8 protein-coding genes are annotated in these 11,999 nt (G+C 32.9%); 5 read left to right on the top strand and 3 right to left on the bottom strand.

Annotated elements, in window-relative coordinates; all coding sequences use genetic code 11:
* The first annotated feature begins 82 nt into the window (after positions 1 to 82).
* On the top strand, positions 83 to 1,408 hold the full coding sequence (locus tag AC6EJA_RS03540; RefSeq protein ID WP_498503539.1) for a sodium-dependent transporter: 1,326 nt from the start codon (positions 83 to 85) through the stop codon (positions 1,406 to 1,408).
* 34 nt (positions 1,409 to 1,442) lie between these two features.
* On the opposite strand, the gene cysS is transcribed toward AC6EJA_RS03540, so the two are convergent.
* Positions 1,443 to 2,936: a cysteine--tRNA ligase gene (gene cysS / locus AC6EJA_RS03535; protein WP_498503538.1), complete on the bottom strand. Its 1,494-nt coding sequence runs from the start codon at positions 2,934 to 2,936 to the stop codon at positions 1,443 to 1,445.
* Positions 2,937 to 3,956: 1,020 nt separating this feature from the next.
* On the opposite strand from cysS, the gene AC6EJA_RS03530 reads away from it, so the two are divergent.
* On the top strand, positions 3,957 to 4,550 hold the full coding sequence (locus AC6EJA_RS03530; RefSeq protein ID WP_498503217.1) for a DUF2939 domain-containing protein: 594 nt from the start codon (positions 3,957 to 3,959) through the stop codon (positions 4,548 to 4,550).
* A gap of 145 nt (positions 4,551 to 4,695) precedes the next feature.
* The gene (locus AC6EJA_RS03525; protein WP_498503216.1) at positions 4,696 to 4,866 is read left to right on the top strand and encodes a hypothetical protein; all 171 of its coding nucleotides are present in this window, start codon (positions 4,696 to 4,698) and stop codon (positions 4,864 to 4,866) included.
* Between the two features lie 31 nt (positions 4,867 to 4,897).
* Here the strand turns inward: AC6EJA_RS03525 and polA are convergent, their stop codons facing one another.
* Positions 4,898 to 7,822, bottom strand: a complete 2,925-nt coding sequence (gene polA / locus AC6EJA_RS03520; RefSeq protein WP_498503215.1) for a DNA polymerase I — start codon at positions 7,820 to 7,822, stop codon at positions 4,898 to 4,900.
* 19 nt (positions 7,823 to 7,841) lie between these two features.
* Positions 7,842 to 8,918, bottom strand: a complete 1,077-nt coding sequence (locus tag AC6EJA_RS03515; RefSeq protein WP_498503214.1) for an efflux RND transporter periplasmic adaptor subunit — start codon at positions 8,916 to 8,918, stop codon at positions 7,842 to 7,844.
* A gap of 136 nt (positions 8,919 to 9,054) precedes the next feature.
* Between AC6EJA_RS03515 and ychF the strand changes: the two genes are divergently transcribed.
* Positions 9,055 to 10,146, top strand: coding sequence for a redox-regulated ATPase YchF (gene ychF / locus AC6EJA_RS03510; RefSeq protein ID WP_498503213.1), 1,092 nt, complete (start codon positions 9,055 to 9,057; stop codon positions 10,144 to 10,146).
* A gap of 689 nt (positions 10,147 to 10,835) precedes the next feature.
* Complete coding sequence (locus AC6EJA_RS03505; protein WP_498503211.1) at positions 10,836 to 11,423, top strand: rhomboid family intramembrane serine protease; 588 nt, start codon at positions 10,836 to 10,838, stop codon at positions 11,421 to 11,423.
* Positions 11,424 to 11,999: the final 576 nt, after the last annotated feature.

Below are 11,999 nucleotides of genomic sequence, written 5' to 3'. Positions count from 1 at the left end.
TAGACCAGTCTCCCATTAGGAGGTATAACCCATGAAAGATTTATTTCTAAATAAGTCTCGATTCTTAAGAAAACGGGTTTTTATGGATTCAAGAGAAAATTGGAATTCTGGTTTGGGGTTCGTCTTAGCTGCTGCGGGGAGTGCCGTTGGCCTAGGTAATCTTTGGGGGTTTGCTTATAGGGCATCTCAGGGAGGCGGGCTAGCTTTTCTTCTTCTTTATGTATTGATTGTTCTTGTGGTTTGCTTGCCCGTTCTTGTCGCTGAAATGGTCTTAGGAAGAAGCACAGGCAATAGCCCTCTGCTGGCACCAATTGTGGCTGCAGGTGCTAAATGGCGTCCAATGGGATGGATTTTTGTCACTGCAGCCTCAGGAATACTTGCGTTTTATGCAGTCTTGATGGGCTGGACTGTAGATACATTTTTTCACTCTCTTTTCTTCGGGTTGCCAAGTAATCAAATTGAGGCAGAGACTTTTTTTAACGGGATTAGCAGTGGAAGCAGTGTTCTAATGGGGCAGTTGTTAAGTCTGGTATTGACCGCTGCTGTTGTTGGGGCAGGAATTAAAGGTGGAATAGAAAAGTTAACAAAATGGTGTGTTCCATTTTTATTTCTCTTATTAATAATTTTGGCCTTTTGGGCGGCAACTCTTGAGGGCACTTGGGAGGGGTATAGAACTTTTTTATTGAATTGGGATACGTCACAATTATTTAATTCCACCACGGTAAGAAATGCCTTTACGCAGGCTTTTTTCTCTTTAAGCCTTGGCATTGGTGTAATGGTCGCCTATTCCTCCTATCTTGATAGAAGTAAAAAATTGCCAAAACAAGCTATTGGAGTGGCCTCTCTTGATACGGCAGTCGGTCTTCTTGCTGGCATGGTGACGTTTCCAATAGTGATGAGTTTTGGTCTCAAAGACGCCATTAGTAGTTCAACTGTTGGTACTTTATTCATTTCTTTGCCTACTGGTTTAGGCTCTCTTGGACTTACAGGTAGAATTGTCGCTGTCTTATTTTTCCTTTTAGCTTTCATTGCAGCCATAACTTCATCAATTTCTTTACTTGAGGTCCCTGTAAGTTCCTTTATGGATCAATTGGGTTGGAGTCGATATAAATCTGTTTTGGTATCTACAAGTGCAATATTTTTAGTAGGGATTCCATCGGCTTTAAATTTGGATATTCTTGGAAAAATGGATAGTATTTTTGGAGGGGTAATGCTGATACTTGGTGGTTTTCTTTTATCAATTCTTCTTGGATGGTTCATTCCTAGAAGGTTTGATGAGGACTTATCATTGAGTAATTCTTCTATTCAAATTAGGAGATATTTAAAATTTATGCTCAGATGGATTTCACCACCTGCAATTGCATTTGGACTTATTGTTAGTTTTATTGACTTATTGAAAAGTTGGTAGTCTTTTACTTTTATAATTAAAATGTATATTTAATTTAAATACTTCTTATCCAATCTGTGGAGCCATCTTTTTTGTCGATAAGATCAATCCCTTGATTTTTTAAATTATCTCTAATTTTATCTGCTTTTAAAAAGTCTTTTTTTATTTTAGCTTCTTTTCTTTCTTTAATTGCATTAATTATGTATGGATCATCAAAGTCTTTTTTCTTTATGGGAATTTTATTAACTTCTTTATCTAAGCCAAGAATAATTGATAATTTTTTAAGTAAAATCCATTTATTCAAAAACTTTTGATTATCACTTTTACTTATATTTATCTTTGTATCAGTTTTTATCTGATTAGATAGTGACTTTAATGGTTTGGCAAGTTCAAATAAAATAGAAATAGCTTTTGAAGTATTTAAATCATCATTCATTGCATCCATAAATCTATCTGATAATGAGAGACACTCATCTGTTATGTCGATAGATTGATTGATACTTTGCGAATTTTTGCCGCCAATCAGCTTTTCCCATCCGAGATTGTTCATTTTATCTTCCCCAAGTTGTAATGCCGTGTTAATGACATCCCAACCATTAGATGAAGCCCGCAAAGCCTTTTCTGTGAAATCAAGTGGTTTTCTGTAGTGAGACTGAAGCACAAAAAGTCTTAATGACATTGGGGAGACTCCATTCTCCAAAAGAGATCTTATTGTTGTGAAATTCCCTAGTGATTTGCTCATTTTTTGTCCGTCAACGTTCACCATTCCATTGTGAAGCCAAAATCGAGCCAATTCTTTATTATTAGCGGTCTCTGATTGTGCAATCTCATTTTCATGATGGGGAAAAATTAAGTCTGCTCCACCTAAATGAATATCGATAGTATCTCCTAATTCATCTTTTACCATTGCTGAGCATTCAATATGCCATCCAGGTCTACCATTGCCCCATGGAGAGGGGAAACTCGGTTCTCCCTCTTTGGCTTTTTTCCAAAGAGCAAAGTCAAAAGGATTTCTTTTTTTTGATTCATCTTTACTTAATCTTCCACTTGCATTATCTAGTTGGTCTTTTAATTGTCGCCCACTTAATTTCCCATAAGAATCATATTGTTTTACAGCGAAGTAGACGTCACCATCGATTGAATAAGCAGCTCCCTTCTTTTCAAGTTGGGTAATCATGGTTCTAATACCATCCAAACTTTTTGTTGCTCTTGGCATATGATCTGGTCGAATTATTCCTAACGCATCCATATCATTAAAAAATGCTTTGATATTTTTTTCACAGACCTCATATATTGATGTATTTTCCTCCTCAGCTTTTTTTAGAATTTTGTCGTCAATATCAGTGAAATTTTGAACAAAGGTGACCTTGTATCCCTTTTGAATTAAGAATCTCCTTAGAACATCCCAAACTATGTAACTTCTTGCATGCCCAAGATGACAAAGATCGTAGACAGTGACACCACAACAGTAAATACTCACCTCGTTAGGAACAATTGGTTCAAAAACTTCAATTTTCCTCGTAAGGCTGTTGGTTAATCTCAAAGTCACTTTCAATTATTATGAGACCCTTTCTGGATCTTCAAAACGATAGTTTCTCTATTATTCTGCATCCAAGAACTATATATTTGGCGGTTTTAGAATGGGATGTATCAATTAGGGCACAAAAATATTTTTTATTCTCACAAACAATCAACTCTCCATTAATTAGTTGAATTAAAGCTATTACTGCTTCGCGGGCAGATTCACACCTTGTCCATCATTGTCACTTTTTCCACCGATAAAATAAACTAAGTAGAGAACAGATCCTGCAATTCCGCAGATAATGGCAAAAGAATTCATAATTGAGGGGCATGACTTTTAGATATATACTTCAAATTTTTTGATAAAAATATCATATACAAATATCTTTAATGATATGAAAAATTATCAAAATAATCCAGAAAAAAAAATCTCCAAAACAAAAGAACCCAATGGGTTCTTCTGCTTTGGAGATTTTTTTCGAAGATTCTGGCTTTGGCACCTGGGGCCATTTTTCTAGGTGTGATTATCATCTCTTTTAAGGGCACCTAAGACGATGCATAAGAGAGCCGACTGAATTGACGCACTTTAATTTGCCGCACCTAAATCATTGATCCTTGGCAAATAAGAATTGAAAACTCCAATTCTTTAACTTTGTCGCTTCAGACGAAATTTCACAGTGTTTTTGAGACTGTTGGAGCAGGGACCAGAAGTCAGTTTGCTTCTATGGAGTACTCAGGTGGAGTGTCGACCATTTTTAGGTGCCTCCTAATTCTTTGCTTATTCTTATCCTTTAAGGATTACATTGCAATCAGTTTTAATGCCCATTGCCAAATATTAGTAAAACTAAGATGATATAGGTTTTGAAATTTTTTCGTTACTTTAGTAATTTAATCATTCTCGTTGAAATTGATGGCATGCTCTTGTTAAGGAGGAAATTAACCTGAGAAAACTTTGCTTCCTGTGTGTATTTATACTTATTTTGGACTCGCCTTTTTGTTGATCCTTTCAAGTTGTGGGTGTATCCTAGCTTTATAGAAGGAAGTAAATATGAATTTTTTTTCTTTTCTGAGGGGGCATACTTTAAAAAGAATTGTGTATGTGAAATTACTTTTTTCTATTACATTATTTTATACATATTTATCTCCTTATCTATCAGTTTTATCCCTAAAATCAGCAATAGAAAGACGCGATTACGATAAATCGATGAAACATATTGATCTGCCATTGGTTAGGGAAAATTTAAAAACTGAATTGAATAATATTATTAGATACAAAATAAAAATAGAGTCTTCTGCTACTCCTTTTTCTGAATTAAGTATGATTTTATTTAGCCCTATTATCTCTACTTTAACTGATTCTATTGTTGATTCAACTCTGACTCCTGGTGGAGTAAAAGCATTATTCTTTAATGGCAAAATTTCCTCTAATAAAATTCAATTTGATCAAACAATAATCAAACAAGAATATGATCAAAATAACAAAATAAGTCTCTATTATACTAACCTTAATCGATTTGTTGTTTCTAATAAGATTCCAAATTTTAAAGAACCTGTTAAAGCAATTTTCTATAGATATAGATTTATAAATTGGCGCTTGGGTGAGATAATTATTCCGAAGGATGTACTTTTAGATATTGATTGATACTTAATTTTTAATCATATTTATAGGTAATTTCACGGATTATGCGGTAAGAAGTTTGCTATGCCAATGAGCATTAATGTATTCTGATTTCTAAATAACCAATAAATAAAAAATCAATTTCTTTAAGAGCCTTTGCCATTTTCCAATGAAAAAGAAATTCGAATCATCAGAATTTAATAATGATGGCACCTCAGAAAGAAGGTCTTCCAATTTGATTGCTTTTCCAATTTTAAAAAGAATACAGAGATTACGAGCAAAAAATAAAATTAAAGAAGCACAAGCAATTTTAGAGGAGTGGTTTTTACCAGTAAAATAAAAGCCTGAATTTTTGATTAAGCTAAAAATTGCTATTTACAATTCATCCAATTTTCACCTATTCCTATATCAACTTTGAGAGGCACATCGAGTTTTGTTGAGTTTTCCATAGTTTGCTGTACCAATGTTTTAATTTCATTTGAGAATTTTGTATCAAACTCTAGAACAAGCTCATCGTGTACTTGTAATAGCAAATTAGCAGGAAGTGATTCTTCCCTTAATCTTTTATCAAGTTTCACCATGGCTATCTTGATAATGTCTGCACTTGAACCCTGTATTGGAGCATTTGCAGCAGCTCTTAATTGTTGAGCTTCCATTCCAGCTCTTCGAGCTTGTAATAGGTTTATTTCTTCAAGCTTTTTTCCAAAAAGTCTGCCTAGTCCATTCTCATTAAAATGAAAATATCGTCTTCTTCCGAGAATTGTTGATACAAATCCCTGGGTTAAAGCCAATTTTTCTTGCCTTTCAAGGAAATCAAACACCTTGGGATATCTTTCTTTATAAAGAATCAGAAATTCTTTGGCTTGATCAATGGATACACCTGTCGCTCTTGCAAAACGCTGGGGTCCCATTCCATAGATCACTCCAAAATTAATTGTTTTTCCTATTCTTCTCTCCTCTTGATTGATTGATTGCTTCCCGAGTAGAAGCTTTGCCGTAAGAGCATGAACATCATCACCATCTTTAAATGCCTTTATGAGTAACTCTTCTTTTGTTAAGTGTGCAAGAATTCTCAGCTCTATTTGAGAGTAATCAGCACTCATCAAATGCCAATCATTTTTGGGAAGAAATGCTTTTCTTATTCTTCTACTAAATTCTGTTCTGATAGGAATATTTTGCAAATTAGGGTTACTGCTACTTAATCTTCCAGTAGCTGTTACGGCTTGATTAAAGTTTGTATGTACTCTTTGGGTCTCTAATTCAACTAATTGAGGCAGAGCATCTACATAGGTACTCAATAATTTATTTAATGTTCTGTGCTCGACAATTTGAGGAATTATCGGATGATCAGATATTAGCTTCTCTAATACATTCGCATCTGTGCTCCAGCCTGTCTTTGTTTTACGTGATTTTTTGCGATCAAGATTTAGTTTCTCAAATAACAAATCTGCCAATTGTTTAGGGGAGTTTAAATTAATTTCATACCCAACGGAGGAAAAAATATTGCTTTCTAATGTTAGTAATTTTTCCTTAAATTCTTGTGATAAATGCCTAAGATATTCGTTGTCAATTTTAATTCCCGAATTCTCCATATTTGCTAGTACTTTTTCGAGTGGAATTTCAATTTCATCAAGTATATTTATAAGATTTTTATCAATTGATTCTAATTTATCTCTTAAGATTAACGATAATTTTCTCGTAACATAGACATCCATTCCACAGTAAATACTTGCATCATGCAGAGAAACCTCCGAAAAATTATCTTTTTTATCTAATGTATCTTTGAAACTTTTAGGAATATAATCTAATTCTCTTTCGCAAATTTCTGATAAAGAATGTTTTGATGTTGGGTCAATAAGATAATCTGCAAGTAAGGTATCTGTAATTACTCCCTCTATTAGAATTCCATGTCTTAATAAAATAAGTCTATCGAATTTTGTATTTTGTAGAACTTTTGGATGATCATTACTTTGCAACCAAGGACTGAGTTTGTTTAGAACTTGATTTAATTCAAGTTGATTTTTTAATATTACATTATCTTCTTTATGCAAAATTGGGATGTAGGCAATATCATTATTATTTTCGCCCCAGCAAATTCCAATACCAACAAGTTCAGCCTTAAAGGGGTTTAAATCAGTTGTTTCTGTATCTAATGCTACGGGATTATTGTTATCTTTGAGTCCTAAAAGCTTATTTTCAAGTAAATTCAACTCATCATAAGTTTGTACGATAATAGGATTCAAATTGGGTATTTTATTTTTTCTATCTGATTTATTTGTATCTTCATCGGTTTTTATTTTTTTGGTGCTGATAATATTTTTATTAGTCTCTTTATCAGAAAAAACTTTCATAAAAGAAGATATTTGCCTAACTAGACTTGTTAATTCTAGTTCTTCTAGAGAGTGCTTAAACTTTTCAGAATCTATACTTGAGAGTTGGAAGCTAGGTGTATCTGGTAGTGGTACTTCGACTATTATGGTGGCTAATTTTTTGGATAAATATGCGTTGTCTTTATCAACTTTTAATTTATTCTTTAAAGCACCTTTGATACAACCCTTTTGTGAGTCAGATCCTGATTTCTCTAATTCCTGCAAAGAGAGGTAAATACCATCGAGGTCATTATTTTCCTTAAGTAAATTAATAGCAGTTTTAGGGCCAACCCCCTTTACTCCAGGGATGTTGTCTGAACTATCTCCAGTAAGAGCTTTTAAATCAATAACCTTCTCAGGTATTACACCGAGCTTATTTTTTACTCCCTCTTCGTCCATAAGTGTTGGAGCCCCACTTTTGGAGTAAGGCCCCCCTCCCATGTAAAGAACAGCAATATCTTTGGAATCATCGACTAGTTGAAAAAGATCTCTGTCACCAGTGAGTATCCGAACTTTCCAACCACTAATTGAATTTGTTTCGGCTAATGTTCCTAAGACGTCATCTGCTTCAAATCCCTTAACACTACATAAAGTAATATTCAAATCTTCCGATAAAATCCTTTGTAATTGTCTGAGATCCTCAAAAAATATCTCGGGAGCCACGTCACGATTAGCTTTATAGTTTGGATCTTCAATATGTCTAAAAGTTGGTTCGCCTGTATCAAAAGCAATTGCTATTCCATCTGGTTTTAAATTCTTGCAATTATCGTGAAGGCTTTTTAAAAATCCATAAGTAACACTGGTTGGAATTCCATTAGAAGTTTGTAATCCTCCTTCTCCGCCCTTTGAAAATGCATAAAAGCTTCTAAAAGCTAGAGAATGGCCGTCGACAAGTAAAAGAGTTTTTTCTTTGGAATTTTTAGTCATATAAATGAAATTTCCTTGGTTAATTGTTAATTTGTTTTGACCAGGGTGGGATATCTATAAATATTTGATCACCTGGATTGGCTCCCTTGATGATTGATGTTTTGCTGCCACTGGAGATGCCTAATTCAACCTTTTTAAATATTGGTTGTTTATCTTCACTGACAAAAAGTAGGCCAGGTAAACCATTTTTGGTGACTATGGCTACTGTTGGTACCAATATATTTATCGATCTTTCACCAGTTACAAATTCAATATCTGCTGTCATTCCAATTCTAAGTATTGGAGAAATCTTCTCAAGCAATAGAGTTACTTCGAAAGAAGTTACGTTATTACTCTTAACTGCTCTAGGGGCTATTTCCTCAACTCTGGCCTTGAATATTTTTTCAGGAAAAGAATCAACCCTTACATTTGCAACTTGCCCAACTTTTATTCTTCCAATATCACTTTCAGGGACATTTGCGATTACTTCGAGTCCCCTTGAAAGTTCAACAATGGAAGTACTTATTTGATTAGTATTTGAGGTTGAAGGCGATGTTCTTGAAGGGGTTACATAAGCTCCAGCTACTGCATATTTACTTGTTATTGTTCCTTCGAATGGAGCAAGTATCTTTAAATCTTTATTTTCCACCTTGAGTTGATTAAGTTTGGCTTTGCTTTTTATAAAGGAGTTTTCAAACTCTTCAAATCTTTCTCTACTTATAGCTCCTTCCTTGAAGAGTAGTTCTCTTCTTATATATATGGCTTTTTGTTTTTTGAATTCTGCTTTTAATTCATCTAATCTAAAACTCATATCACCACTGTCCATTGACGCTATTAACTGACCCTTGGATACTTTGTCGCCTGCTTTTACGTAAACCTTTTCTAGAATTCCTTGTCTCTTTGGACTTACATTAACTGTTTCAACTGATTGCAATTCACCGCTTGCAGTTATTAACCCAGGTAAGGCGCCGCTCTCTGCAAAAGTTGTAAAACCTGTAAGATCACGTTTTTCGTTTCCAAAAGGACCGTTTCTCGCAATCAAGGCCCCTGCCAAAACAGCTATTACAGAGGTAATTCCAATTAGCTTTTTATTTTTTAAATTAATTTTTTGGATCATTTGAAATAGAGAAAATTTTTGAGCTCCTTTTTGCGAGGATGTTTTATTGTTGGATGGGACCTTGTACTTGTTAACTATTTTCGGTTATTCGAGAATTTAAGTGTGTTGGTCTAGTTTACAAGATTAAATCTTAAAAATGCTTAAGGCTGGTATTGTCGGACTCCCTAATGTTGGAAAATCAACTCTGTTTAATGCTCTTGTTGCTAACGCGAAAGCTCAAGCTGCAAACTTTCCCTTTTGCACTATCGAGCCTAATGTGGGCTCGGTTTCTGTCCCTGATAATAGGTTAGAAATTCTCGCTCGCATAAGTGCGAGTAAATCTACTATTCCAACAAGGATGGAATTTGTTGATATTGCAGGTTTAGTCGAAGGTGCAAGTAGTGGAGAGGGCTTGGGTAATAAGTTTTTAGCGAATATACGTGAGGTAGATGCCATAGTTCATGTTGTTAGATGTTTTGAGGATGAAAATGTTATTCATGTCTCTGGGTCAGTAAATCCTTCAAGAGATATAGAGATAATTAATATTGAATTGGGTCTTTCTGATTTAACTCAGATTGAAAAAAGAAGAGACAGAATCAGAAAAAATATAAGAACTAGCGAAGATGCGAGAAATGAAGATGATGTTTTGCAGAAAATTCATTTAGAAATTGAAAAAGGTGGTTTTGCAAGAAATATAGAATTGAATAAGGAAGAAAAGAAAATTATTGAGCCATTGGGGCTATTAACAAATAAGCCAATAATATATGCAATGAATTTATCTGAGGATGATCTTGCAAAAGGTAATTCTTACTCAATAGAAGTAAGCAAACTAGCAACAAAGGAGAATTCAGAATCTGTAAAAGTTTCTGCTCAAGTTGAATCTGAATTAATTGAATTAGGTCAATCTGAAAGAATTGATTATTTAAGTGGACTGGGTATTAATCAGGGTGGACTTGAAAGTTTGATTAAGGCAACTTATAAATTACTTGGTTTGAGTACTTACTTCACTACAGGAGAAAAAGAAACAAGAGCATGGACTATTAGGCTAGGGATGTGTGCCCCTCAAGCTGCCGGTGTAATTCATACCGACTTTGAAAAAGGATTTATTCGAGCACAAACAATTTCTTATGAAAAATTTGTTGAAGCAGGCTCGTTGGTAGAAGCAAAAAATAGAGGTTGGATTAGAAGTGAAGGAAAGGATTATGAGGTTCAAGAGGGCGATATAATGGAGTTTCTCTTTAATGTCTAGTGCCCAGTTGCTCGAGGGGGTTTCATACACTAGAGAAGAACTCCTCGACCTTTTTAATTAGGTTTAATCCCAGAATTTTAAGAGATCTCTATATATTATCCAATTTATAAGGGTATATATGACATTAAAATTTTCCTCTATGAAAAATTCTGACAGTGAGAGAGAAGCAATTTTCAGGCAATTTGAAGTTATTCTAATTTCTTACATCTTGCCATTTGTCTGGCTTGTTATTTTTTTTCATGCAAAATTTAATTATTTGCGAGGTATTACTCGATAAGAAAAATAATATGAGAGGAGAAATAGGTTAGATCTGGAAATCAATTTATGAATTTGAAAGGTATTGACTGATTTCAAAAATATATTAATGTTTAAATTAATTGCCTAAAAAAAATGTGTACTACAGGAATTTGTAATGCAATATATATCTTTTTGATTTGTTTTTCAGGTTGGCTGGCAACTGCTTTTTTGATTTTGACGCGAGGAAGAAAAATTAATGCTAATAGAGAATTAATAAACCCAACTTTTATATGGATTAAAAAAGAATTCATACTCCCATCTTTATTATTAATTAATTCTATATTCTCTATTGCTTTTTCGGTGTATTCAGATACTACTAAAATTAGTAATTATAAATATAATGCTTGATTTAAAATAATTTTAAGTATAGTTTTAATGTAATAATTAAATTAATGCTTAGAAAGATTTCTTCAATTGATTTTCAATATTTATTTATATTTGCAATTTGCTTATTTTTCTTTTTTATTACTGATGTATTAGGACTTTTAGATAAAGTTGATTATTCATATTGGTCTGGAAAAATAATTACTGAACCATATAGGGTCTTTACTTCACATTTTATACATGGAGACACTAATCATTTATTGGCGAATATATTTGGTATTGTAATATGTAGATACTGTTTGATCTCCCAAGGCCTTAAGTCGAATTATTTTTTCCTTGTATTTGTTTTTCTAATTCTGCCAGTCCATTCTTGGATTTTTATGGTGATAGATATTTATATTTTTAATAATTATAATTCTATATCAATAGGATTTAGTGGCGTTATATACGGCTTTTATGCTTTTTTACTATTAAGTTCTATTTATGGTAAAAAAAACTTTTTGGGTTTAAAAATTCATCTTAATAAAAATATTAAGGTTCGTAAAATAATGTCGATAATTTTATTGATAGGCTTTTTATTTTCTTTATTGCCAGGCATTAGTTTCTTGGGTCATTTTTCTGGTTTATTATCTGGAATTCTACTTTACTTTATTTAGTTGATTTACTATTTATATCTTGGTATTTAATTTTTGTTTTTAAATTAAATAGAAATAAATAAGATTATTTATCTTTTATTGAAATGTTCAATAAAAAGCTAAATATATTCAAGTTCTTTACTATGGAAAAGAGAAAACTGATTTTCTTGATTTCATAACAGAAATTTTCATTTCAGTGATTTTTAAACTGCAATACCTAAAAGAACTTTTAATTTCGAAGATTCACCTGCTTTTCTTAAAAATTTGAGGATATTTGAGTCTAATTTGAATCATTTCTCCTTGTAATGGTAAATATACTTCTGATTATTGGATGCTTATTATTCCTTTTGGGAAAAGATCAATAATTAGGACTAATTTTAAGATTGCTTTTCTAAATGACAATAACAATTGTCTATAATTTTTTTCCTTTAAATCTTATGGTTCTTTATTTGACTTATCACTCATTGGAGCCTTAATGCTCCTATGCTCTCGGGACTAAAACTTTTAAACTCAGGCATAATTAAGTTTTTACTTGGAAACTATTTGATTTTTTTTTTGGATAGTATTTAGTTAATACAACAATTGTGCTTTGGGGAA

It is taken from the genome of Prochlorococcus sp. MIT2309, from assembly GCF_059772305.1.
Note: the sequence above shows the minus strand (reverse complement) of the source record. Positions and strands in the feature narration are given on the sequence as shown.

What these genes read in the sequence shown, in the direction of transcription:
- AC6EJA_RS03505 (WP_498503211.1), top strand. Translation starts at nt 10,836, where the DNA reads ATGCTTAGAAAGATTTCTTCAATTGATTTTCAATATTTATTTATATTT.
- ychF (WP_498503213.1), top strand. Translation starts at nt 9,055, where the DNA reads ATGCTTAAGGCTGGTATTGTCGGACTCCCTAATGTTGGAAAATCAACT.
- AC6EJA_RS03525 (WP_498503216.1), top strand. Translation starts at nt 4,696, where the DNA reads ATGAAAAAGAAATTCGAATCATCAGAATTTAATAATGATGGCACCTCA.
- AC6EJA_RS03530 (WP_498503217.1), top strand. Translation starts at nt 3,957, where the DNA reads ATGAATTTTTTTTCTTTTCTGAGGGGGCATACTTTAAAAAGAATTGTG.
- AC6EJA_RS03540 (WP_498503539.1), top strand. Translation starts at nt 83, where the DNA reads ATGGATTCAAGAGAAAATTGGAATTCTGGTTTGGGGTTCGTCTTAGCT.
- AC6EJA_RS03515 (WP_498503214.1), bottom strand. Translation starts at nt 8,918, where the DNA reads ATGATCCAAAAAATTAATTTAAAAAATAAAAAGCTAATTGGAATTACC.
- polA (WP_498503215.1), bottom strand. Translation starts at nt 7,822, where the DNA reads ATGACTAAAAATTCCAAAGAAAAAACTCTTTTACTTGTCGACGGCCAT.